The organism is Streptomyces sp. DT2A-34, from assembly GCF_030499515.1.
GTDB lineage: Bacteria > Actinomycetota > Actinomycetes > Streptomycetales > Streptomycetaceae > Streptomyces.
Genome location: NZ_JASTWJ010000001.1, coordinates 268,837 through 292,492, shown reverse-complemented (window position 1 = coordinate 292,492; position 23,656 = coordinate 268,837). Strand labels below are relative to the sequence as shown.

The following is a 23,656-nucleotide window of genomic DNA, read 5'->3' as shown; positions in this document are numbered from 1 at the left end:
CGAAGGCGCCGGTTCCTGATCCGATCAGCCGGTCGGCGGGCTGGCCCAGTCGGCCGGTACATGGGCCAGCCGGACCCGCTGCGGGTGGTCGCCGACCGGTACGGACACCTGCTTCCTGCCGGTGGCGAAGTCGATGGCCGTGACCTGGTCGGTGCCGCTCTCGGAGACCACGCAGGACTTGCCGTCACCGCTGACGGTGGCCCAGTAGGGCTTGGAGGCGGTGACGAGCGGGCCCTCCTGGAGGGTGGTGCGGTTGACCACGGTCGCGTAGTCGTCCATCGTGCCCGCGACGCACAGCTTGCTGCCGTCGGGGCTCATCGAAAGGCCGTGGTGGCGCGAGTCGTTGACGAAGGTGGTGCGGTCGTCGCTGGTCGCCGGGTTCTTCGGCAGGGTCTTGGTACGGGTGATCTTGTCGGTGGCCAGGTCGTACTCGAAGAAGCCGTTGAAGAACGACACCTGGAAGTACAGCTTCGACTCGTCCGGCGAGAACACCGCCGGCCGGACCGCGTCGGAGTAGTCCGTCAGGCCGATCGCGTCCAGGGCCGGGCGCATGTCGATGACCTTGACCTGCTGGTACGTGGTCGCGTCGACGACGGTGACGCGCCGGTCGCCCTTCGTCCAGTCCAGCCACGGGGCGTCGGTCTGTGTGTTCACGTCGCCGATCGCCATGTTGTAGATGTACTTGCCGTCCTGGGTGAAGATGTTCTCGTGCGGTTTGTCGCCGGTGGCGAACTTGCCCAACTCCTTGCCGGAGTCGATGTCCAGCACGTGCACGGTGTTGGAGGTCGAGGCCGACACCGCGACCCGTTTGCCGTCGGGGGAGACCGCCATGTGGTCGGCGCGGTAACCGGACACGGCGAAGCGCCAGTTGATGTCACCGGTGGCCAGGTCGATGGAGACCACGTCGGCGAAGCTCGGCCGGGAGACGACCATCGACGTGCCGTCCGGCGTGGAGTACATGTCGTCGACGAACTGGTCATGGCCCTCGCCGACGCTGTTGCGGATCGCCATGAAGTAGATCCACTTGATCGGATCGGCGTTGATCTCCGCCATCCGCTCGTCCTTGTCGGGGATGACGTCGATACGGCCGATCCTCGCGAAGTCGCCGGAGGACTTGATGACATCGGCGGTGCCGTCCCAGTTGTTGCCGACGAACAGCACCTCCCGCAGGGCGGCGGAGTCGGCTGCGGCCGTTGCGGCGGTCGCGGGAGCGGTCACGGTCAGGGCGAGGGCGGCGGCTACGGAGCACAGGTGCCTGGGTCTGATGGCAGGCATGACTGCTCTCTTCCTCTGAGGTGGGCGTCCGGAGTGGGGCATGCCAAGAACGGGATGGTGAATCTGAACACAGGTGCTTTCAGAATCAACTTACTGAAAAGTAAGGAGGGGGTGCCCTTCTCCACAAGACTGCGTACACGACAAAATTGGCCGTCGGGTCGGCGAAGCGGTGGGAGGACAGCGTGGCGGGCAGGCTCAAGGCGCCCACCGGTCGCTACGGCGGCAAGTCGGCCGAGGAGCGGCAGGCCGAGCGGCGGCGCCGCTTCCTCGACGCCGCGCTCCAACTGTTCGGCGACAGCCCCGGTTACCGGGGCACCACGGTCGCGGCGCTGAGCGAGGCCGCGGGCCTGTCGACGCGTCAGTTCTACGAGGAGTTCCGCACGCTGGAGGACGTCCTGGCGGCCCTGCACCTCCAGGTCAACGCGTGGGCGGAGGAGGCCGTGCTGGCCGCGGTGGCCGGCGCGGGGAACCTGCCGCTCGCCGAACGCGCCACCGAGATCTTCCGCGCGTACGCCGCGAACGTCACCTCCGACCCGCGCCGCATCCGCATCACCTTCGTCGAGATCATCGGCGTCAGCCCCCGCCTGGAGGAACAGCGCCTCGCCCGGCGGGCCCGCTGGGTCGACCTCGTCTGCGCCGAGGCGGCGTCCGCCGTCACCCGAGGCGAGGCGGCGCCCCGCGACTACCGCCTCGCCGCGACCGCGTTCATCGGCAGCGTCAACGGGCTGCTGCACGACTGGACGGCGGGCTGGGTGGACGCGACCCTCGACGAGGTCGTCGACGAACTCGTCCGCCTCCTCCTCGGCATCCTCCAGCCGGCCGACGCACGGCTTGCCGGGCCCTGACGCGGGGTCTCGACGGCTTCGAGGTCCTTGGCGAGGTGGACGTCGGCCCGGCGCTCGCCCGGTCCGAGCGCGCTCAGCCCTGGAGGCGGTTCACCGCATCGAGGACCGGAGCCACGCCGTCCTCGGCGTCCAGTCGGTCGGCCAGGGCCCGGGCGCGACGGCCGTAGGACGGATCACCGGTCGCCTGCCGCAGGGCGGCCGCCAGCGCCTCGGCCGTGAAGTTCCGCAGCGGCACAGCGCGGGGCGCCACGCCGAGCGCGACCAGGCGAGCGGCCCAGAAGCCCTCGTCGAACTGGACCGGTACCGGAACGGCCGGCACCCCGGCGCGCAGCCCGGCGCCGGTCGTGCCCGCCCCGCAGTGGTGGACCACGGCGGCCATCCGCGGGAACAGCGCGGAGTGCGGCACCTCGCCGATGGTCAGTACGTCGTCCCCGGCGGCATCGAGGCCACCCCAGCCCCGCTGGATCACCCCGCGCAGCCCGGCCCCGCGCAGGGCGCCCACGACCTCGGCGCTCAGCCGCGCCGGATCCGGGACGGTCGCGCTGCCCAGGCCCACGAAGACGGGCGGCGGACCCGCGTCCAGGAAGTCCCGTAGCTCGGGCGGGAGTTGGGCCTCGCCGTCGTACGGCCACCAGTAACCCGCCACCTCCAGGTCCGGACGCCAGTCGCGCGGCCGGGGCACCACCAGGGGGCTGAAGCCGTGGAGCACGCGGCTCGCTCGGGTGCGGCGCGCCCTGTCGGGCGGGAGCCCCAGGCGTGCCCGTACGTCCGGTACGGCCGCCGAGAAGACCCGCTCGATGGCCAGGTTCACGCCGTGCCCGGCTACCCGGTTCCCGACGGCTCCCCAGGAGCGGCCCCCGAGCATCGGCGGACCGAACTCCCGGGTGCGGGCGAGTGGTTGCAGGGGGAGGTCGATGCTGGGCAGCGACAGGCCCTCGGCGATGGCCTGCCCGAGCGGTGCGGTGGAGCCCGCCAGGAGCAGGAGGTCGCTGGCCCGGGCGGCGGCCAGCAGGTCGTCCGTCATTCGATCGGCCAGGGTCCGCGCCATCCCCACCACGCGCACGAGCTTGCCGACGCCGGTCGCACTCCGATGCAGCCTCCGGCCACGCGCCGACTCCAACTCCGCCCGTGGATCCAGCGGCATCGGATGGAAGCGCACGCCCGACCCGGCGACCAGCCGCTCGAAGCAGCCGTGCGTGACCAGGGTGACCTCGTGTCCGGCCCGGGCCAGGGCGTGCCCGAGTCCGGTATAGGGGGCCACATCGCCCCGGGAGCCCGCCGTCATGATGGCTACGCGCACGTCGGCCAGTATGGCGGCGCCCGACGCGGCGGGGGAACGACCCGTGGGCGAGGGTGATTTGAGGTCCGTCCCATCCGTTGACTTCCCCCTCACCTGGCTCTACTTTCAGCGCGACGCGTTCGATCTTCCGACTGATATTCGGTATGTCGAACCTTCTGGGTGATCTTCCCGCGCTAAGGAGCCGCATGTACCCCCCGCCCCGAACCCATCTCGTCCGCCGCTGCAGATCCGCCGTCGCGCGCGTCCTCGTCCTGGCGCTCGCCGCCACGGCCGCGCTCCTGTTCGCCGGGACCGCACCCGCCCAAGCCGTGACGAGCCGTCAGATACCGGTGCCCACCGCCCCCATGGGCTGGGCGTCCTGGAACGCCTTCGCCGCGAAGGTCGACTACAACGTCATCAAGCAGCAGGTCGACGCGTTCGTGGCGGCGGGTCTGCCCGAGGCCGGCTACGAGTACATCAACATCGACGAGGGCTGGTGGCAGGGCACCCGCGACAGCGCCGGCAACATCACCGTCGACGAGGCGGAGTGGCCCGGCGGCATGAAGGCCATCGCCGACTACATCCACAGCAAGGGTCTGAAGGCCGGTATCTACACCGACGCCGGCAAGGACGGCTGCGGCTACTACTTCCCGACCGGCCGCCCCGCCGCGCCCGGCTCCGGCAGCGAGGGCCACTACGAGCAGGACATGCTGGCCTTCTCCCAGTGGGGCTTCGACTTCGTGAAGGTCGACTGGTGCGGCGGTGACGCCAAGGGCCTCGACCCGAAGACGACCTACCAGGCGATCAGCGACGCCGTCACCAGGGCGACCGCGACGACCGGCCGCCCGCTCGCCCTGTCCCTGTGCAACTGGGGCTACTCCAACCCCTGGAACTGGGCCCCCGGCATGGGCCCGATGTGGCGGACCAACACGGACATCTTCTTTCACGGCGGCACACCGTCGTACAGCAACGTCCTGACCGCCTTCGACCGCAACATCCACCCCACGGCCCAGCACACCGGCTACTACAACGACCCCGACATGATGGTCGTCGGCATGAACGGCCTGACCGCCGCCCAGAGCCGCTCCCACATGAACCTGTGGGCGATCTCCGGCGCCCCGCTGCTCGCCGGTCTCGACCTCACCACCCTCACCACCGAGACGACGAACATCCTCACCAACCCCAAGGTCATCGCCGTCGACCAGGACCCGCGCGGCCTCCAGGGTGTGAAGGTCGCCGAGGACACCTCCGGTCTCCAGGTGTACGGCAAGGTCCTCGCCGGCACCGGAAACCGTGCCGTCGTCCTCCTCAACCGCACGTCCACCACGCAGAACATGACCGTCCGCTGGTCCGACCTGGGCCTGACGAACGCCTCCGCGACCGTCCGTGACCTGTGGGCCCGCCAGAACGTCGCCACGACCGGCACGAGTTACACCACCAGCGTGCCGGCGAACAGCTCCGTCATGCTCACGGTCACCGGGGGCACCGAGCAGTCGGCGAGCACGTACAACGGCACGGCGAGCTTCTCCGGCGTGGTCGCCGGAAGCGCCGGTCTGAAGACGGTCGACGTCTCCTACACCAACAACACCTCCACCGCCCGGACCGCCACCCTCACCGTCAACGGCCAGACCTCCACCAAGGTCTCCTTCCCGCCGACCGGCTCCAGCGCCGGCAACATCTCCGTCAACGTCTCCCTCGTCAAGGGCAGCACCAACACGATCTCCTTCTCCGGCGCCCCGACCCTCGACGGCATCGTCGTACGGCCGCTGCCGGGCAAGAACGGCACCCTCGTCACCGGCACCCAGTCCGGCCGTTGCGCCGACATCAACGACAACACCATCACCAACGGCACCGACGCCCAGCTGTGGGACTGCACCGGCGGCCAGAACCAGGTCTGGCAGTACAGCAGCACCCGCAAGCAACTGGTGGTGTACGGCAACAAGTGCCTCGACGCCTACAACCGAGGTACCACCAACGGCACCCGGGTTGTCATCTGGGACTGCAACGGCCAGAGCAACCAGCAGTGGAACATCAACAGCGACGGCACCCTCACCAACGTCAACGCCGGGCTCTGCCTGGACGCGTACGGCGCGGCCACGGCCAACGGCGCGAAGCTGGTGCTCTGGGCATGCAACGGCCAGAGCAACCAGAAGTGGACGGTGTCGTAGCGCGGGCCTAGGCGAGGCACACGACGAGGGCACCGAAAGCCAAGGCGCAGGTCAGCAGCCAGCCGGCCAGCAGACGGCGCCGCAGGTCGCGGTATCTCGCCTCGTACTCGTCCCGCAGCCTTCCGGCACACGCCGCCGTGTGCTGCCAGGAGGCGCGGGCGAGTACGAGGTATTCCGCCTCGAATCGCCGCTCCAGCTCGGTCCGCTGACGGTCCGTCAGCCCCTGCAGCGGGGCGCTGAACCGTGCGGCAGCCGTACGGCCTTCCTCGCGGGTCGCGGCGAGCAGCAGATGCCCCTCGATGTCGTTCAGGAATTCGTCCGTGATGCTCACAGAGCCGTCAACTCCTTCTCCGGTGCGGGAGCGTGCCGCAGGTCGAACGCCGGGGATTCGGACCGAATACGGGGCAGCGTCAGGAAGTTGTGGCGCGGGGGAGGGCATGACGTCGCCCATTCCAACGAGCGGCCGTATCCCCACGGGTCGTCGGACTCGACCTTCTCGCCGTACTTCGCGGTCTTCCAGACGTTGTAGAAGAACGGCAGGAGCGACGCGCCGAGCACGAACGAGAAGACGGTCGACAGGGTGTTGAGCGTCGTGAGTCCTTCCACTGCCAGATAGTCGGGAATCCGGCGCTGCATTCCGTTCACGCCCAGCCAGTGCTGGACCAGGAAGGTGCCGTGGAAGCCGATGAACAGCGTCCAGAAGGTCACCTTGCCGAGGCGCTCGTCGAGCATCCTGCCGGTGAACTTCGGCCACCAGAAGTGGAACCCGGCGAACATCGCGAACACCACCGTGCCGAAGATGACGTAGTGGAAGTGCGCCACCACGAAATAGGTGTCGGACGTCGGGAAGTCCAGCGGCGGTGAGGCGAGCATGACGCCGGTCAGACCGCCGAAGACGAAGGTGACCAGGAATCCAAAGGCCCAGAGCATGGGTGTTTCAAAACTCAGGGAACCGTTCCACATGGTGCCGATCCAGTTGAAGAACTTCACGCCCGTTGGTACGGCGATGAGGAACGTCATGAAGGAGAAGAACGGCAGCAGCACACCGCCGGTGACGTACATGTGGTGCGCCCACACCGTCACGGACAGACCCGCGATCGCGATGGTCGCCGCGATCAGACCCATGTAGCCGAACATCGGCTTGCGGGAGAAGACCGGGATGACCTCGGAGATGATGCCGAAGAACGGCAGGGCGATGATGTACACCTCTGGATGGCCGAAGAACCAGAAGAGGTGTTGCCACAGCAACGCCCCGCCGTTGGCGGAGTCGAAGACGTGGGCGCCGAACTTGCGGTCCGCCTCCAGCGCGAACAGCGCGGCCGCCAGGACCGGGAAGGCCAGCAGGACCAGCACCGCGGTCAGCAGCACGTTCCACACGAAGATCGGCACGCGGAACATGGTCATGCCCGGTGCGCGCATGCAGATGATCGTGGTGATGAAGTTGACCGAGCCGAGGATGGTGCCGAAGCCGGAGAAGGCCAGACCCATGATCCACAAGTCGGCGCCGATACCCGGGCTGCGGACCGCGTCCGACAGCGGGGAGTAGGCGAACCAGCCGAAGTCGGCCGCACCCTGCGGGGTGAGGAAGCCGCCGACGGCGATGAGCGAGCCGAACAGGTACAGCCAGTAGGCGAACATGTTCAGCCGGGGGAACGCCACGTCCGGCGCGCCGATCTGCAGCGGCATGATCCAGTTCGCGAAGCCGGCGAACAGCGGCGTCGCGAACATCAGCAGCATGATCGTGCCGTGCATCGTGAACGCCTGGTTGAACTGCGTGTTCGACATGATCTGCAGGCCCGGACGGGCCAGCTCGGCGCGCATGAGCAGCGCCATCACGCCACCTACGCAGAAGAACGCGAACGACGTGACCAGATAGAGCGTTCCGATTGTTTTGTGATCGGTGGTCGTCAGCCACTTGAGGTGCCTCATGCCCCGCCTGTGTCCGCGCCCCGCCCGGCCGTCACACTTCAGGGACGCGACGAGCATCACGCAAACAGCTGTGACGATCCCCAGGGTGCCGGACACGAACGGAACATGAGCAACGACGACAACTTCGCCGCTGCCTATCGCGAGCACTACTGGGCGGTCAGCCGCTATGTCGCGCGGCGACTGGACGGGCGTACGAGCGACGTCGAGGAAGTGGTGGCGGAGGTGTTCACCGTCGCCTGGCGCCGCCGGGCCGACCTCCCGCCGGCACCGCTGCCCTGGCTGTACGGCGTGGCACGCAACTGCCTGGCCAACGCGGTACGCGGCCAGGGGCGCAGACGGCGGCTGGTCGACCGGCTGGGCAACGACGACACGGCACACGGGCGGCACATCGAGGCGGGCCCGGACGCGGAGGCCCCCGGCGCCTGGGTGCACGACGCGCTCGCCCGGCTCTCCCCGGCCGACCAGGAGGTGCTGCGGCTGACGGCATGGGAGGAACTCGGCATCGACGAGGTCGCCGTCGCCCTCGGCTGCGGCACGAGGGCGGCGTCGATGCGACTGCACCGGGCCCGGCGCCGACTGCGAGCCGAGATCGACCGTATGTGCCCTCCGACCGCGTCCAAGGAACGAAGCCATGGCTGACGAACTCGAACTGCTGCGCCGCGCCAACCCCGTACCGGTCGACGGTCCGCACTTCGGCGACGGCCCCCTCGACCAGCACGCCGAGCGGCGGCTCGACCGGCTGATGCGGGAGCGGAGCACCCGCCGCCCGCGGCCGGTCTGGGGACTGGCGGCCGTGGCCGTCGTCGCCGCGCTCGTGTCGGCTCTGCTGTTCACCGGCCGGACGACCGCCCCGGCGGTCGCCGCACCCCGCCCGCTGCTCGTGCAGGCCGACTCCACCCCCGTAACCCTGAAAACCCTGGCCGAGCGGGCACAGGCGGCGGCGGCCGGCGGTTCGCCGAAGCTCCGCAAGGGCACGCACGTGCAGTCGTGGAGCATGGGCATGAGCGACGACAAGCCGCCGATCACGCTTCCCGAGGAGCGCATCGTGCGGTGGAAGGCCGACGACAGCCACACGGAACTCGTCGTGGCGACCGACCCGCGGCACCCGGGCCGGCCGGTCCTCGGCGGCGACGGGCAACTCGTCGAGGACGGCCACGTCCTCAGCAGGCAGACATACCCGCCGAGTTGGAGCGACGCCCCGCCCGAGTCCCGGCCGCCGCACGACGCCGTACGGCTGCACGACTACCTCGAAGAAGCGGAGCGCGCCTACCTGTCGGACCACAGCAAGCCGCTGAACACCTCCGAACTCCTCGACGCCACGAAGATCCTGCTGGACCACTGGACCCTCGGCGCCCGCGAGTCCGCCGCGCTGGCCCGGCTCCTCGCGGACGCCGAGGGGCTGCGGCCCGTGGGGCAGGTGACGGACCGGCTCGGGCGGCGCGGACAGGCGTACGTGTACGACCGGTCCGCCACCCGCGAGATGCTGATCATGGACCCGGCCACCGGCGCCGTACTCGGGCTGGAGACCACCTTCACGAAGGCGGAGCCGGAGTACGGCGTCAAGGCCGGCGACGTGATGTCGTACAGCGCCTGGATGCGCTGACCGGGAGCAGCACACCCCCTTGAGGGAAGCGGTCCCTCAAGGGAAGCGGTTCGAGGCTGTCAGCCAGGCCAGGCGCCCGTCAGGCGGCGGGTGGCGGTGGCGCCCGCGCGGTCCACGGCGGCCTTGACGCCCGCGAAGATGGCGCCCTGGAGGGTCGCGGCCGTGAGGATCTCCTGCCAGGTGCGGTCCTCGTCGGTGGCGTCCGGGGCGTCCTTCTCGTGGCCGAGCATCTTCCAGGTCTGCTTGAAGGCCGCGCCGGCCAGCATGCCGCTGACGGCGCCGAGGGCGAGGCCCACGGGCTTGTATGCGATCTTGGAGGTCTTCATCGGTGGGCTCCCGCATGGCGACGGCGTGCCAGCAGGACGGCACCGCCCACAGCCGCCGTCCCGGCCAGCAGTGCCCCGCGGTGCTGCCGAGCGGTCCGCAGGCCGCGGTCGGTCCGCTGCCGTATCGGTTCGGGTGTCCTGTCCTGCACCATGTGGCCGGCCCTGCTCGCGGTGTCCCGGACGCGGTGCGCGGCCCGGTCGGCCGTGTCCTGTACCGGAGGCGGCACCTTCTCCCGGACGCGCCGTGCGACCTCGGCGGTCGCACGGCCGACCTGCTCCCTGGCCTCGTGGGCCCTGTCCTGGGCGCGGCTCTTGACGTCGGCCCGGGTGGCGAGCTCCTCCACGGTCCGGCCCAGTTCCTCGCGGGTCTGATCGATCTGCTCGCGCAGCTCGTCGGGACCCTTGCCGGAACCGGACGTCGCGTCACTGGTCATCGCTGTGCCCTTTCCTTGATCTCGGCCAGGTCGGCCCTGACGCTGTCCATGGTCTGCTCGGGGGCGGGCGGGGTGGCCGTGCGGACCTTCGCCCTGCCGACGGCCGCCATCAGCGCGGCGACGACGAGCAGGCCCCCGGTGATGATCAGCCCGGCGGCCCACACCGGCAGCGGCACGGCCAGGGCCGCGATCGCGGTGGCGACCATCGCCTGCAGGGCGAGGAAGCCGACCAGTCCGGCGCCGCCGAACATGCCGCCGCCCATGCCGAGGCGCTTGCCCTTCTGCGTCATCTCCGCCTGCGCCAGCCGCATCTCGGCCCGGACCAGGTCGCTCAGCTCCTGGGTGGCCTCCTGGACCAGTTCGCCGACCGAGGCGTCGGAGCGGGAGTGGTACCGCGGGTGCGTGGTGGTCACGAGGGTCACCTTCTTCCCCTGCGTTGCGGTTCGCGGATGGGACTGTGGCGCCGGGTACCCGGGCGTCGGCCTGACGTACCGCGGTTCGCCGTCATGGACCGCGCAGGCGTCGCCGGTCCTGTTCGTCCCATTTGCGGGTGTCACGTGGCGGTGTGTAGGGCTCCTCGTCGGGTGGGTGACCGCCGGCGATCGCGCGCTGCCGTACGGCCTCCGCGTCGAACTCCAGACCGAGCAGGATGGCCAGGTTGCCGACCCACAGCCAGATCAGGAAGACGATCACGCCCGCCATGGTGCCGTAGGTCCTGTTGTACGAGGCGAAGTTGGCGACGTAGAACGCGAAGCCCGCCGAGGCGATCATCCAGATCAGCAGGGCGAGGAAACTGCCCGGAGTGATCCACCGGAAGCCGCGCACCCTGGCGTTGGGAGCCGCCCAGTACAGGATCGCGATCATGGTGGTCACCAGAACGGCCAGGACGGGCCACTTGGCGATGGACCAGACCGTCAGGGCCGTGTCGCCGATGCCCAGCGTGGTGCCGACCTGGCGGGCCAGGGCGCCGGTGAAGACGACGATCAGCGCGCTGATCACGGCCAGCACCATGAGGGCGACGGTCAGCGCGAGCCGGATCGGGAGGATCTTCCACACCGGGCGCCCCTCGGGCATGTCGTAGACCGCGTTGGAGGTGCGGATGAAGGCCGCGACATAGCCGGAGGCCGACCACACCGCCAGGACGAGGCCGACGACGGCCATGAGGGAGCCGAGGCCGCCGTTGCCCTGCAACTGCTCGACCGCGGTGGTGAGGATGTCCCGGGCCGAGCCGGGTGCGAGCTGGTTGATGTTCTCCAGGACCTTGTCGGAGGCCGACCTGCCGACCAGCCCGAGCAGGGACACCAGCACCAGCAGGGCCGGGAAGAGGGAGAGCACGCTGTAGTAGGTCAGTGCCGCCGCGCGGTCTGTCAGCTCGTCGTCCTTGAACTCCCGCATGGTGCCCTTCAGCGCCGCCCCCCACGATCGACCGGTCAGCTCGGTCGGGGTGTCGGGCGCCTCCCGCTCCACCTGTGGATCGGGCCCGAAGTGCTCCTGGGAGGTGTCAGCGCCGGTTGCGCCCTGTCCTGCCCGGTCGGGGGCCGGTGGGGGAGGCGGACTGCGTCGCGCGCGGTGATCCTTGTGCCTGGATTTGAGAAGCCGAGTCATGCTCCCCCGGGTATCCCGGCCCGGCTCGGCTCAAGCGCCACCACGCAAGTGCGCAGCGAGGAAAACCCCGAGACGGCTCCGGTACCCACTGTTGCCGTCGCTGCTCCCGGCGGCCGGAAACGGACCGCCGGTGTGCGCTTCCTGCGTTGCTGGTCGGGCTCCGCACCACCGACCTCGACGAGGCCGGCCCTGACACCGAACAGCTGGACGCCTGGCGGGAGTTGGGCCTGCCCATGGCCGAGAAGGTCCAGGTCGGCAACGAACCGACCTGGACCTTCGGTGATTCCGTTCCGGCTCTTCTCCTACTCGTCCCACGCCTCGATCAGGATCTGCCGGGAGATCTTGCCGTCGCGCAACGTGATCATCGACTCGGACAGGACGCGCACCCCGTCCGCGTACTCACAGGACTCGCTGTAGGCCGCGCGGTCACCCTGGATCACGCATCCCTCCAGCTTGTGCGTCATGTCGCGGCTGTAGACGTCGCTCAGCATGTCGGCGATCTCGCCTCGGCCGTGCAGAACCTTGGGGCGGCTGGGCTGGGCGTTGCGGTTCACGACGCGCAGCTCCGCGTCGTCCGCGTACAGCGACAGAAGCGTCTCCGGGGTCTGTCCCTCTATGCCCCGGCGCAGAGTTTCGGTGTCGAACGACGGGCTGGCGGCTGTGCCCATGGTGGCCTCCTCCGAGGCCCGCGGCAGGACGAGGTGCGGACCGCGAGGGCCTCTCCCTCGAGACTCCTCCGCCCCGCCGGACTCGGCAAGCGCAGCCGCGGCGGTGCGCCTGACGGGTGAGCGGCGCCGGGCGGCCGTGTCCGGCGACGGCCCGTCGCGTTGCACAAGGCATGATCTCAACACGACGTATCGTCGCCGCCGTTGGCCTGGCCGCCGGTATCACCGGACTCACCGTGCCGATGGCGAACGCGGCCGACGTGAACGCCCCCAAGGCGGCCGCCCCCAAGGCCGGCTCGCTGAACCCGGTAGCCACGCTCGACTCGCTCGCCACGACCGGCATCCCCGAGGAGCACAAGCACCGGGTCCCGCGGGTCACCCAGCACCTGGGCCACCTCAACCACCTCAACGGCCTGAAGCAGCTCCCCTAGGTCACCCGACCCACAGCGAGGGCCGCCCGGAACGCGCCGGGCGGCCCTTGCTGTGCGCCGAGAGTGACGCGCCGACTACCCGGCGCTGTCCAGGAAGTGGAAGCCCGGCCTGGGGTGCATCAGGAAGTCGTGGTGGGAGATGTTCCAGGCGTAGGCCCCCGCCAGCGAGAACGCCACCCGGTCCCCGGCCCTCAGCCCGGGCGCGGGCACATGGCGGGCCAGCAGGTCCTTCGGCGTGCACAGCTGACCGGCGAGGGTGATCTGCTCGCCGTCGGCGGACGGACGCGGCCACGGGTGCGGCCAGGCGTCCACCGGCAGGACGGAACAGGGCTGGTCGTGGCCCTTCGTCGCGGGGGTCCGCAGATGATGCGTGCCGCCCCGCACCACGCCGAACTCCTCGCCGTGGCTGTGCTTCACGTCCAGCACCTCGGTGGCGTACCAGCCGCAGTACGCCGTCAGCGCCCGACCCGGCTCGATGCGCAGGGTCAGCCCCGGGTGCGCCTCGCTCAGCCGGGCGAGCCCCTTGCCGTACGCGGCCCAGTCGAACCGGCGCCGCGGGTCGGCGTAGTCGACGTGCATGCCGCCGCCCACGTTCACCTCGGCGAGCGGCGCGCCCAGGCCCGTCGCCCACGTCACGATCGACTCGGCCACCGCGATCTGCTCGGCCGCCTCCAGGCCGCTGGCCAAGTGGGCGTGGATGCCGCGCAGTTCGAGGTGCGGATACGTGCCGTCGGTGAGGGCGCGTACGACCTCGCCGGCCTGGGCGGGGTCCATCCCGAACGGTGTCGGACGCCCGCCCATGGCCAGCGAGCTGCCCGCCAACGACCCGTCCGCCACCGGCAGGTTGACCCGGGGCAGCACCGCCACCCGCCGGCCCGGCGCGTACGTCCGGGCCGACTCGGCCAGCATGCGCAGTTCGTACGCGCTCTCGACGTGGAAGCGCTCGACTCCCGTCTCCAGTGCGGCCGTCACCTCGGCCGGCGTCTTGCCGGGGCCGCCGAAGGCGAGCGGGCGGCCCGGCACCGCCTTCGCGACATGGGCGAGTTCGCCGCCCGAGGAGACCTCGTAGCCGTCGACATACGGACCGAGCGCGGCGAGGATCTCCGGCTCCGGGTTGGCCTTGGCCGCGTAGTACAGCTCCACCCGCTCGGGCAGGGCGTCCCGTACGGCGGCGGCATGCGCGCGCAGGGCCGCCAAGTCGTAGACGTAGGCGGGGAGTTCGCAGGACGGCAGGGACAGGACGCGGTCGCGGACCGCGGGCGTGGGCTCGGTCATCGGGCGGCACTCCCGTTCCTGTCGCGCAGGATGTCCTCGGCGAGGGGGGACGGCAACCGGACGTAACCGGCCTCGCGGTCGGCCTTGCGCTCCCAGCGGGTGAGCAGGTTGGCCTTGGCGGGCAACGGCACCCCGGCGAGCAGAGCGGCGAGACGGGGAGGGCAGCCGTCCCGGTCGGCGTACGTACGGAGCGTTTCGCGCACCCGTGCCCACAGGGCGGCCTCCGCCTCCGGGTGCAGGTCGGCGAGGGCGGCGAGCAGCTCGGCGATGTGGTTGACCAGCAGGCAGTAGACGACCCGGTCCCAGCCGCGCTGTGCGTCGTACGTCATCGGACCGGCGACCTCGGGCGGCAGCGCGGCGAGGGTCTCTCCGTGGTGGTCGGGGACGAGCTTGGTGCCCTCCAGGTCGCGGAAGAGGACCTGGGCCGGCATGCCGTCGCCGTCGACGCAGATCAGGACGTTCTGCAGGTGCGGCTCCAGGACCAGGCCGTGGTCGAAGTAGGCGGCCATGACCGGCGGGACGAGCAGGTTCAGGTACGCCGACCACCAGTCGAGGGCGGTACGGGAGTCCGCGCCCTGGAGGAGGCGGGAGATGTGCGCCGCGCCGGTCGGGTACTCGTCGGCCACCGCCGCCGCCAGCAGGGGAGTGGTGCCCGGCGCGAGGCGCTGCGGCAGGCCCTCGCGGACGATGACGCCGAAGCCCTCGAACAGCGCGCGGTCCGGCGTGCCGTCCGGGCCGGGAAGGGCGAGCGTACGGTAGGCGGGCTCGCGGAGCACCGCGCTGCCGGGGAAACGCTCGGCCAGGTCGGCGAGCGCCGGGGCCAGGACGCGGGTGAGGGCGACGGCGCCCGACAGCTCGTACGTGCTGTTCTTGCGCAGGCAGTTGGTGATCCGCACGTTCAGACTGAACTTCAGGAACGTCTCGCCGTCGTACAGGGTGCGGACCGAGGCGGTCGCGGCGAAGGGCCGTCCGCCCGGGCCGAGGTCGAGGACGTCGCCGCGGTCGAGGGCCGCGCGCAGCAACGGGTGCTCGCTGAGCGTCTCGTACTGCCAGGGGTGGGCGGGCAGCAGACGGTAGCCGTCGGGGATGTCGGTGCGCTGCCCGTCCAGCGGGGCGACGGCCGAGGCCTCGACGTACTCCTCGGCGATCAGGTCGGCGCGCACGGCGAGGTGGCGCAGCGGGAAGGCGGCCGCGACCTCCGGGGCGTACGCGGACCAGGCGCGCGGGTCGCCGGTGCGGGCCTTGGGCGTGGGGTGGAAGCGGTGGCCGAACAGGAGGGACTGCTCGGAGGCGAGATAGGCCGGGAGCGGGGCGAGCCGGTCGGCCGAGGGCGCTGCCGCTCGCCGGTCGGCCAGCGCGGTCGCCACGGCTTCGTGGCTGGAGGCGATCTGCTCCAGGAACTCCTCGTTGCGCACGCCCGTACGCAGCGACAGCTCGTCGTGCGTGTACTCGGCCAGACGCCGCCAGTCCACCTCCGTCCAGTCGCCGTCGCGCTGTTCGCTCACCGGGCCGGTGAAGCGGTGCGCCCCGAGGAGCGAGGACCGGCGCAGGGCGACGCGCAGGAGGACCCCGCGGCGGGGCAGGCGCAGCAGCAGGTCGCCGTCGGTGACGACCGTCTGGTGTTCGGGGCCGGACACCTCGCGCAGCAGGCAGTTGAGCAGGGTGTGGGTCACCGCTTCGTCGGCGGTGGGGAGTTCGGTGGTGGGGAGCGAGGCGGTGAGGGAGGGCATCAGCGGCTCCGGCGGGTGCGGTGGTTCAGTGTGGGGAGAAGGGTGGCGACGACGGTGAGGGCGGCAGCGGCGCCGCCGGTCAGCACGGGGGCGGTCGGTCCGAAGCGGGCGCTGCCCACCGCCGCGGCCACGCCGGCGGCGACCGCGCCGGCCTTGGAGAAGAACTCCAGCGACCCGAACATCCCGCCCGGCGCACGGCCCCTGGCGCAGTCGGCGGCCAGCACCGACAGACACACCAGACCGAGGGTGAGCCCCGCGCCCAGCAGCAGGCGTACGGCGATCAGCGTGGTCAGGGAACCGGCGACGCCGTGCCCGGCGAGCCCGAGCGCGATACAGGCGAAGCCGAGCGCGATCCCGGCCCGCGGCCGGTCGTGGAACGCGGCGTGCACCGCCAGCGCCGCCACCAGATAGACCAGGTGGGGCAGGGCGAACAGCACACCGGACAGCGCCGGCGAGGTCCCCGGCAGCCGGTCGTCGACGAGCGCGATCAGATAGGGGAAGGAGATGACGGTGGAGAACACGAAGGCGAACTCCAGCGCGTACAGCGCCCTGAGCGAGACCACCGAAGGCGTGTCGTCGGCCGTCTCCGGCTTGGTCCGAAGCTGCTCGACGGGCTGTGGTTCGGGCAGCGCCGCGAGCAACAGGGCGGCCGTGAGGGGCAGTACGGCGAGCAGGGCGTACTGCCGGTGCGGGGAGAGCCAGCCGGACAGCGAGCCGACCACGATCGGCGCGACCACCAGCGCGGCACGGGCGCTGCCCTGCATCAGGGTGAGCGCCCTGGACAGCGCCGGGCCCTGAAGAGCGGCGCCCAGATAGCCGTTGGACGCGGCGAACGTGCCGCCCAGGATGCCCTGGAGCACCAGCGCCACCGTGAACGTGGCCAGCGAGTCCGCCCAGCCCGCGAGCAGGAAGGACACGGCGAGCCCCAACTGGGCGCGCAGCAGCAGCCGTTTGCGGCCGAACCGGTCCGCGAGCCGCCCCCACAGCGGGGCGCCGAGCGCACCGAACACGGTCGGCACGATGTAGAGCACCCCCGCCCAGCGGGCACCGTGGTCCCCCAGCTCCGGCAGGATCTCGGTGAGATACGGCGGCAGGCCGAGCGCCGCGAACGACGCCACGAAGTAGCAGCCGGCCACCGCTTGCACATGCCCGCGTCCGAACCCGGTGCGCGGCATACGCAGAGCCTCCACGGTCATGCCGGACCACCGCCGGGCAGAAGGTAGTTGGGTCCGGTCGTGTAGTGCTTGTTGATGTCGGCGGCGCCCGAACGCTCCTTGGACAGCAGCGTCCCAGCCGTCACCATCGCCTTCACCGGCAGCCGCGGCGCGTCCAGCACGCGGGCCCGCAGGACGGCCCCGGCGTCGCCGCCGAGCCGGTCCACCGCCTCCGTCAGCCGGTCACGGATGAGGTCGAGGAGGGCCCGGCGGTGCTCGGTGAGCCCGAACGCGTAGGCGCCCGCGCACAGATGGACCGTGATGGTGGCGAACACGTCGGCGACCGGCCCGTCGTCCGTACCGAAGATCCGCGCGTCGTCGAAGCCCCACGGCCCGGGGAGCACGGCGGCCAGCCGCTCGGTGTTGATGCGCGGCCCGTCGTTGTCCTTGAACAGCAGCCGCAGATTCCCCGGCCGCAGCACCACCGAGATGTTCTGCTGGTGCGACTCCAGCGCGATGCCGTACCCGAACAACGTGGTCTGCCAGTCGAACAGCAGCGTGAGAAGGGCGTCCAGCAGGGCGAGCGGGTCGCCGCCGTAGAAGCGGTCGGAGAGATGGCCGACGACCGGCCGCCCGTCGGGCGCCTCGGCGAGCAGGGCCGCCAGCGGTACGACCACCGAGTCGTCGAGTCCGGCCGGGTAGCGGCGGCACAGGACCGCCAGCAGCTCGTGACCGGCGTGCGCGTACGTCGTCTCGTCGGCGTGCAGGATGGTCTCCCGGAAGCGGGGCTCACGGGCGATCACCGCTTCCAGGAGCCGCTGCCCCGCCGCGCCGTCGACCAGCGTGCCGGGCTTGACGGTCCGCTTGTTGCGCAGGCCCAACGTCGCGGTCGCCAGGGGGAGTTTGAGGTGCAGGGCGGGATCCCCGACCGTGGCGACGGTGCGCATCGACAGGGTCGGTACGACGTCCAGGTGGGCCCGGTCGGCGAGTACCGCGCCGTCCGGGAGGCCAGCGGCCGAGAGCGCGTCGACGGTCAACGGATGGACGGGCAGGGTCACATGGGTGTCCCGCATCTCGGGCAGTCCGAGTGTCTCCGGCGTGGGCCAGTCCTGCGGGAGGGCGCCGGCCAGGGTGACCGTCTCCCGGGGCACCGCGAGCCACCGCAGCGGGAAACGCGGATGGAACTCGGGGGCATAGGCTCGCAGTTGATCATCCGTCAGCCCGGAGCGGCCGCGCGCGGTCGGATAGACGGGATGGTCGAGGCGGGCGGCGAGGGTCTCGTACGCCAGCGAGCCGTCGAGGCCGGTCCCGTCCCCGAGCTTCGCCAGGACCTCCGTCCGTGTCGCCGCGTGCAGCCGCATCGTGGCCAGCGTCTGCCGGCACTCCTCGGCGAAGGCGTCGAAGCCGTCCTGGTCCTCCGGCTCGGCCAGCGCACGCAGCGCGCTCAGCACGGTGTCGTACGACGTCAGCTCGGCGCCGTCCGACTCACGCACGAGGAGCGGCAGCCGGGCGGCGTACTCGCACTGGTAGCCGTTCTCGGCGACGGGCAGCAACAGGGCGTCGTCGCGTCCGGCGGCCAGCCGTATCCAGGGGCCGTCCGGGCGCTGCGTCAGCGTGCCCTTCGTGCGCAGCCCGACCACGTCCTCGCGCAGCAGTGCGCTGAGCACCCGCGTCAGCAGCTCTGCCTCGCAGGTGTCCGTCAGGGGCGGTGCGCTCACGGCTGGATCTCCCAGCGCCGCTCGGCCAGGAAGTCGGCCACCATCCGGTCCACGGTCGGCTGGTCGGTGCCGGTGGCCCGCAGGACGCCGAGGTAGTCGCGGTTGGTCCCGTACAGCTCGTGCTCCTCGCCCACCGCACGCAGCGGACGGTACGTCAGATGTACGCCGTCGACGTCGAGATCCGTGGCCTCGGGGGCGCCGACCAGCGTGCCGGCGCGGTCGGCGCACGGGTACTCCAGACGGGCGGCGCCGTCGCGGCGGGCGGCCAGGTCGGCCGGGAGGGGCTCGCCGAGATGGGTGCGCAGGATGTGCTCGAAGAGCGGGATCTCCAGCAGCCGGGCCAGCAGCAGATCGCACTGGTCGCCGATGGCACGGTAGTTGACCTCGATGATCCGCGCCCGCCCGTCGTGCACCACGAACTCGGTGTGGCAGGCCCCGAACCCGACGCCCAGCGCGTCCAGTTGCTCCAGGACCTGCGCGACGACCGGCTCGGGGTGGGCGGGAACGAAGGCGAGGCGCTCCTCGATGAAGTACGGCGGCGGCGACAGCTCGGTGTGGAAGCCGCCCAGCACATGGCGGACGCTGCCGTCGCCGAGGGTCTCCAGGGTGAACAGGTCGCCCGGGAGGTACTCCTCGACGACCAGCACGGCACCCGGGCGGCGCTCCAGGATCTCCTTGGTGCGCGTCACCAGTTCCTCGGGGCCGCCGACGAGGACGACATCCTCGCTGGCCACGCCCTCACGCGGCTTGACCACACAGGGGTACGGCGCGTCGCCGGGCGCGGCCGGTTCGGTCAGCTCGGCCGACCACACGGTGTCCACGCCGGCCGCGGCGAGCCGGCGGCGCATCTCGGCCTTGTCCTTGCAACGCAGGGTGGCCCGCCAGTCCTTGCCGGGGAGGCCGAAGTAGGCGGCGGCCAGGGCGGCCTGGGTCTGGAGGTGGTCGCTGTTGGTGAAGACCGCGTCGGGGCGATGGTGCGTCGAGATCCGGGTGATCACGGCCCGGAAGTCTCGGACGTCGCACTCCATGATCTCGACGTCCGGGTAGACACGGCGGTGGGCCTCGGGCTGGTCCGTGAGGACGGTGACGTCCAGACCGAGCCGGGCCGCGGCGGGCAGGAAGCCCTCGGTGACGGAGTCGGTCGGATTGAGCGCGAGCAGGTACAGGCGCATGGCAGAGGAACAACTTCCGCTAGCGGGTGGGGGGTTGGGGCGGGCCGGGCCGGTCGGGCGCGGCCCGCCCCGAAGGTTCGGCGACCGGTTACTTCGCCGGGAGCTCCACGCCGGTGGCCTTCGCCACGTCCTTGAGCATCTCCTCGGCGGCCTGGACGCCGATGCCGGACATCCACGTCTCGTCCGGCACCTCGAAGACCTTGCCGTCCTTCACGGCCGGGAGGTCCTTCCACACCGGATTGGAGACGACCTGCTTCTTCTGGGTCTTGTCCTCGGCGTCGGCGGCCGTGACGAAGATCAGGTCGGCGTCGGCCTGGTCGATCTCCTCGGGGCTGACGTCCTTCATCGTGACCTCGGGGTCGCTGGAGATCTGCGACTTGGGCCGCTGGAAGCCGATGTCGTTCAGGACGACACCGCTGTAGGAGTTGGTCTGGTACAGACGGGTCGGACCGGCGATGAAGCGGACCACGGACACGGTCGGCATGGTGCCCCCGTCCTTCTTCTCGATGGCCGCACCGAGCGCCTTGGCCTGCGTCTCGTACTCCTTCAGCTTGGCCGCGGCCTCCTTCTCCAGACCCAGCGCCTCGGCGTGGACCTTCAGGTTCTCCTTCCAGACACCGCCGGTGGTCTCGGTGAAGACGGTCGGCGCGATGGCGCTGAGCTTGTCGTAGACCTTCTCGTGCCGGACCTTGGAGGACAGGATCAGATCGGGCTTCAGCGAGGCGATCTTCTCCAGGTTGGGCTCCAGGAGCGGGCCGACGTCGACGGTGTTCTTGAGCTCGCCGTCCAGGTAGGTCGGGAAGCCGCCCGAAGTCTTGAAGTGCGGGGCGACCGCACCGACCGGGTCGATGCCGAGCAGGGTGACGTCGTCCAGCTCACCGGTGTCGAGCACGACGACCCGCTTCGGCTGGGACGGGATCTTCACGTCGCCCATCACGGTCTTCAGCGTGCGCGGGAAGGCGGAGCTGTCATTGGCGGCCTTGGCCGTGCCGCTGTCCTTGGAGGAGTCCTCGCTGCCACAGGCGGCCAGGACGGCCGTGCCGAGCACGACGGAGAGCAGCACGGCGATCAGCCGGCCGATTCCGCGCAGGGGAGATCGCATGAACATGGGTCCTTCTGTGAGTGGGGACTGATCAGGCAGTGGCGGCGGAGTGCCGCACCGCGCTGCTCTTGGGGACGACCAGCGGGGTGCCGGTCTCCGGGTCGGGGATCACCCGGCAGTCCACGTCGAACACGGACTTGACCAGCTCCGCGTCGAGGATGTCGGCCGGGGCGCCGGCGGCGGCGAGGCGGCCGTCCTTGAGGACCACCATGTGGTCCGCGTAGCGGGCGGCCTGTCCGAGGTCGTGCAGCACCATCACCACGGTGCGGCCGGCCTCGGCGTGCAGGGCGGCGACCAGGTCGAGGACGTCGAGCTGGTGCCGCAGGTCGAGGAAGGTCGTCGGCTCGTCGAGCAGCAGCAGCTCGGTGTCCTGCGCCAACGCCAGCGCGATCCAGGCGCGTTGACGCTGACCGCCGGAGAGCTGGTCCACGGGGTGGTCGCGCAGGACCGCGGTGCCGGTACGCTCCAGGGCCTCGTCGACGGCCTTCTGGTCGGCGGCCGACCAGGGGCTCAGCAGCCGCTGATGGGGATAGCGGCCGAGCCGTACGAGCGCCTCGACGGTGATCGCCTCGGGGGTCACCGGCTGCTGCGGCAGCAGGCCCATGCGGCGGGCGAGGGAACGGGCGGACATGTGGTGGATGTCGGCGCCGTCGAGCGCCACGGTGCCGGCGGCCGGGGCGAGGAGTCGGCTGAGCCCCCTCAACAGGGTGGACTTACCGCAGGCGTTGGGGCCGACGATCGCCGTGACGGCGCCACCCGGCAGGGTCAGGTCGAGACCGCCGACCACGGTCCGGTCGCCGTAGCGCAGATCGAGGCCCTGCGTGGAGAGCTGGTTGGCGGGGGCGGGCATGTGCGGCTCCTGAAGACCGGTGGAGGGCGGCGGGGCGGGTTCGTGCCGGGCGCCGGTCATCGGTGACTCCTCTGGACGGGCGAGCTCTGGCGCAGCATCAGCACCAGCAGCCAGGGCGCGCCGAGCGTGGCGGTGACCGCGCCGACCGGCAGCCCCTCGATCGGCAGCAGGTGCTGCACGACCAGGTCGGAGGCGAGCAGCAGCACCGCCCCGGTGAGCCCGGCGAGGGCGAGGGACGCGGCGGTCGGCGGCCCGGTGACGAACCGCACGATGTGCGGCACGGCGAGCGCGACGAACGTCACCGGCCCGGCGAGCGCGGCCGCCAGCGACGCCAACGCGACGGCGACGAGCAGCAGTTGGAGGCGGGTCCTGGACGTGCGAAGACCGAGCGCGCCCGCCGAGTCGTCCCCGAGGTCGAGCACCGCCAGCTGCCGGTGCATCACCAGCGCGGCGGCGAGCGCGAGCAGCATGGCGCCGCCCGCTCCCCACACCTCCGTCCACGTCCGCCCGTACACCGAACCGGTCGTCCACTGCAGTGCCGACCCGGCGAGCTCGGCCGGGAAGCGCACGATCATCAGGTTCACGGCGGCGGCGAGGCCCGCCTGCACGGCGAGCCCGGTGAGCACCAGCCGGGTCACAGCGAGCCCCGAGCGCCAGGCGAACACGCCCAGCAGCAGCGCCGCGAGCAGCCCGCCGCCCAGCGCCCCGACCGGCATCAGCGCCTGCGAGGCCCCGGCGGCGATCAACGCCACCGCGCCCAGCGACGCCCCGCCCGTCACGCCCATGACGTCCGGAGACGCCAGCGGATTGCGGAACAGCCGCTGCAGCACCAGGCCCGCGGCGCCCAGCCCGGCACCGGCGACGATCGCCGCCACCGACCGCGGCGCCCGGAACTGCTGCACCACCAGCACATCGCCCGGATCCCCGAGCCCGACCAGCGCCCGCAGCGCCGTGCCCGCGGGCATCGGTATCTCACCCGTCGTCAGGGACACGGTGAGCAGCACGAACAGAAGGGCCAGGCCCGTCGTGGCGAACAGCAGGACGCGGCGCCGGACCCGGGCACGGGAGGCGGACTTCGTACGCACGGACACGACCGCGGCGCTCATCGGGCCACCCTCCGGGCCAGCAGCGCCAGCAGCGGCGCACCCAGGAACGCGGTCACGATGCCGACCTCCAGTTCCGAGGGGCGGATCACCATCCGGCCGAGCACATCGGCCGTGAGCAGCAGCAGTGGCCCCGCGATCAGACAGCCGGGCACCAGCAGTCGGTGGTCGCCGCCGAGCAGCGGCCGTACGAGATGGGGCGCGGCGAGCCCGATGAACGCGATCGGACCGGCCACCGCCACCGCCGATCCGGCGAGCAGGACGACCGCGATCCCGCCGGCCAGCCGGATCCGGGCCACCGGAACGCCGAGCGCCTGGGCCGAATCGTCGCCCAGGGCAAGGGCGTTGAGGGCGGGGGAGACCGCCAGCGCGACCACCAGGCCGAGCAGCAGGGTGGGCAGCACCGGCCAGAGCACGTCGAGGGTACGGCCGGACAGCGAACCGGCCAGCCAGAAGCGGGCCTCGTCCAGCGTGCGCTGGTTCATCAGCATGACTGCCGACGTCCAGGAGAGCAGGACGAGTTGGAGTACGGTGCCGCCCAACGCCAGCCGTACGGGGTCGATGTCTCCGGCGCGGCGGGCGAGGGCCTGCGCGAACAGGGCGGCGCCGGCCGCTCCGGCGAACGCGAACCACACGTACTGGGCAGGGCTGTTGAGCTTCAGCGCGAAGATGGCGACGACGACTGCGAAGCCGGCGCCCGCGTTGATGCCGAGCGTGGTCGGCGAGGCGAGCGGATTGCGGGTGATGCCCTGGGCGACGGCCCCGGCGACGCCGAGCGCGGCACCGACCGCGAGTCCGATGACGGTGCGGGGCAGGCGCAGCCCGGTCACCACCAGGGCTTCGCGTCCGTGAGCGCTTCCGAACAGCGCGTCGGCGACCGTGGACAAGGGCACGGAACGGGCGCCGAGGGCGAGACTCAGCGCGGTGCAGAGCGCCAGGGCGCCGAGGCCGGTGAGGAAGAGCGGTATGTGCCGGAAGGCACGGAAGGGCAC

Annotated in this window: 23 protein-coding genes; 5 read left to right on the top strand and 18 right to left on the bottom strand. The window is 71.3% G+C overall.

Features of this window, described 5'->3' with window-relative positions; all coding sequences use genetic code 11:
• Positions 1-24: 24 nt before the first annotated feature.
• Positions 25-1,275 (bottom strand): YncE family protein, encoded by a 1,251-nt coding sequence (locus QQM39_RS01410; RefSeq protein WP_301994733.1) that lies wholly within the window; start codon positions 1,273-1,275, stop codon positions 25-27.
• A gap of 182 nt (positions 1,276-1,457) precedes the next feature.
• Here QQM39_RS01410 and QQM39_RS01405 point away from each other — a divergent pair, with 182 nt between their 5' ends.
• Positions 1,458-2,120, top strand: a complete 663-nt coding sequence (locus QQM39_RS01405) for a TetR/AcrR family transcriptional regulator (protein WP_301994732.1) — start codon at positions 1,458-1,460, stop codon at positions 2,118-2,120.
• A gap of 73 nt (positions 2,121-2,193) precedes the next feature.
• Here the strand turns inward: QQM39_RS01405 and QQM39_RS01400 are convergent, their stop codons facing one another.
• Positions 2,194-3,405, bottom strand: a complete 1,212-nt coding sequence (locus QQM39_RS01400) for a glycosyltransferase (protein ID WP_302003439.1) — start codon at positions 3,403-3,405, stop codon at positions 2,194-2,196.
• Between the two features lie 200 nt (positions 3,406-3,605).
• Between QQM39_RS01400 and QQM39_RS01395 the strand changes: the two genes are divergently transcribed.
• The gene (locus QQM39_RS01395) at positions 3,606-5,567 is read left to right on the top strand and encodes a ricin-type beta-trefoil lectin domain protein (protein ID WP_301994731.1); all 1,962 of its coding nucleotides are present in this window, start codon (positions 3,606-3,608) and stop codon (positions 5,565-5,567) included.
• Positions 5,568-5,574: 7 nt separating this feature from the next.
• Here the strand turns inward: QQM39_RS01395 and QQM39_RS01390 are convergent, their stop codons facing one another.
• Positions 5,575-5,898 (bottom strand): hypothetical protein, encoded by a 324-nt coding sequence (locus QQM39_RS01390; protein ID WP_301994730.1) that lies wholly within the window; start codon positions 5,896-5,898, stop codon positions 5,575-5,577.
• On the bottom strand, positions 5,895-7,496 hold the full coding sequence (gene ctaD, locus QQM39_RS01385; RefSeq protein ID WP_301994729.1) for a cytochrome c oxidase subunit I: 1,602 nt from the start codon (positions 7,494-7,496) through the stop codon (positions 5,895-5,897). The genes QQM39_RS01390 and ctaD overlap by 4 nt, the downstream gene beginning before the upstream one ends.
• A 105-nt stretch (positions 7,497-7,601) precedes the next feature.
• Between ctaD and QQM39_RS01380 the strand changes: the two genes are divergently transcribed.
• A complete protein-coding gene (locus QQM39_RS01380; RefSeq protein ID WP_301994728.1) occupies positions 7,602-8,135 on the top strand; it encodes an RNA polymerase sigma factor in 534 nt (177 codons plus the stop codon).
• Positions 8,128-9,099, top strand: coding sequence for a CU044_5270 family protein (locus QQM39_RS01375; RefSeq protein ID WP_301994727.1), 972 nt, complete (start codon positions 8,128-8,130; stop codon positions 9,097-9,099). Before QQM39_RS01380 ends, QQM39_RS01375 begins: the two co-directional genes overlap by 8 nt.
• Positions 9,100-9,158: 59 nt before the next feature.
• Here QQM39_RS01375 and QQM39_RS01370 read toward each other — a convergent pair whose 3' ends face one another.
• The 5 genes from QQM39_RS01370 to QQM39_RS01350 all read right to left on the bottom strand — a co-directional run bounded on the left by QQM39_RS01370 (position 9,159) and on the right by QQM39_RS01350 (position 12,132).
• Positions 9,159-9,425, bottom strand: a complete 267-nt coding sequence (locus QQM39_RS01370) for a DUF4235 domain-containing protein (protein WP_301994726.1) — start codon at positions 9,423-9,425, stop codon at positions 9,159-9,161.
• Entirely contained in the window at positions 9,422-9,859 is a 438-nt protein-coding gene (locus QQM39_RS01365; RefSeq protein ID WP_301994725.1) for a DUF3618 domain-containing protein, read from the bottom strand. Before QQM39_RS01365 ends, QQM39_RS01370 begins: the two co-directional genes overlap by 4 nt.
• Positions 9,856-10,281, bottom strand: a complete 426-nt coding sequence (locus tag QQM39_RS01360; RefSeq protein WP_301994724.1) for a phage holin family protein — start codon at positions 10,279-10,281, stop codon at positions 9,856-9,858. Before QQM39_RS01360 ends, QQM39_RS01365 begins: the two co-directional genes overlap by 4 nt.
• Before the next feature lie 82 nt (positions 10,282-10,363).
• Positions 10,364-11,464, bottom strand: coding sequence for a YihY/virulence factor BrkB family protein (locus tag QQM39_RS01355; protein WP_301994723.1), 1,101 nt, complete (start codon positions 11,462-11,464; stop codon positions 10,364-10,366).
• A gap of 302 nt (positions 11,465-11,766) precedes the next feature.
• Positions 11,767-12,132, bottom strand: coding sequence for a nuclear transport factor 2 family protein (locus QQM39_RS01350; RefSeq protein ID WP_301994722.1), 366 nt, complete (start codon positions 12,130-12,132; stop codon positions 11,767-11,769).
• A 170-nt stretch (positions 12,133-12,302) separates the two neighbouring features.
• On the opposite strand from QQM39_RS01350, the gene QQM39_RS01345 reads away from it, so the two are divergent.
• Positions 12,303-12,560, top strand: a complete 258-nt coding sequence (locus QQM39_RS01345; protein ID WP_301994721.1) for a hypothetical protein — start codon at positions 12,303-12,305, stop codon at positions 12,558-12,560.
• Between the two features lie 75 nt (positions 12,561-12,635).
• Here QQM39_RS01345 and QQM39_RS01340 read toward each other — a convergent pair whose 3' ends face one another.
• From QQM39_RS01340 to QQM39_RS01300, 9 genes are all read right to left on the bottom strand, one after another.
• Positions 12,636-13,835 (bottom strand): type III PLP-dependent enzyme, encoded by a 1,200-nt coding sequence (locus QQM39_RS01340; protein WP_301994720.1) that lies wholly within the window; start codon positions 13,833-13,835, stop codon positions 12,636-12,638.
• Entirely contained in the window at positions 13,832-15,565 is a 1,734-nt protein-coding gene (locus QQM39_RS01335) for an IucA/IucC family siderophore biosynthesis protein (protein ID WP_301994719.1), read from the bottom strand. The genes QQM39_RS01340 and QQM39_RS01335 overlap by 4 nt, the downstream gene beginning before the upstream one ends.
• Positions 15,565-16,761, bottom strand: a complete 1,197-nt coding sequence (locus QQM39_RS01330; protein ID WP_301994718.1) for an MFS transporter — start codon at positions 16,759-16,761, stop codon at positions 15,565-15,567. Before QQM39_RS01330 ends, QQM39_RS01335 begins: the two co-directional genes overlap by 1 nt.
• Positions 16,758-18,437, bottom strand: a complete 1,680-nt coding sequence (locus tag QQM39_RS01325) for an IucA/IucC family protein (protein ID WP_301994717.1) — start codon at positions 18,435-18,437, stop codon at positions 16,758-16,760. The genes QQM39_RS01330 and QQM39_RS01325 overlap by 4 nt, the downstream gene beginning before the upstream one ends.
• On the bottom strand, positions 18,434-19,609 hold the full coding sequence (locus QQM39_RS01320; RefSeq protein WP_301994716.1) for an acetyl-CoA carboxylase biotin carboxylase subunit family protein: 1,176 nt from the start codon (positions 19,607-19,609) through the stop codon (positions 18,434-18,436). The genes QQM39_RS01325 and QQM39_RS01320 overlap by 4 nt, the downstream gene beginning before the upstream one ends.
• Positions 19,610-19,697: 88 nt before the next feature.
• Positions 19,698-20,717: an ABC transporter substrate-binding protein gene (locus QQM39_RS01315; RefSeq protein ID WP_301994715.1), complete on the bottom strand. Its 1,020-nt coding sequence runs from the start codon at positions 20,715-20,717 to the stop codon at positions 19,698-19,700.
• Between the two features lie 25 nt (positions 20,718-20,742).
• Positions 20,743-21,561, bottom strand: coding sequence for an ABC transporter ATP-binding protein (locus QQM39_RS01310; protein ID WP_302003437.1), 819 nt, complete (start codon positions 21,559-21,561; stop codon positions 20,743-20,745).
• A gap of 56 nt (positions 21,562-21,617) precedes the next feature.
• Positions 21,618-22,667, bottom strand: coding sequence for an iron chelate uptake ABC transporter family permease subunit (locus QQM39_RS01305; protein ID WP_301994714.1), 1,050 nt, complete (start codon positions 22,665-22,667; stop codon positions 21,618-21,620).
• The gene (locus QQM39_RS01300; protein WP_302003436.1) at positions 22,664-23,656 is read right to left on the bottom strand and encodes an iron ABC transporter permease; all 993 of its coding nucleotides are present in this window, start codon (positions 23,654-23,656) and stop codon (positions 22,664-22,666) included. Before QQM39_RS01300 ends, QQM39_RS01305 begins: the two co-directional genes overlap by 4 nt.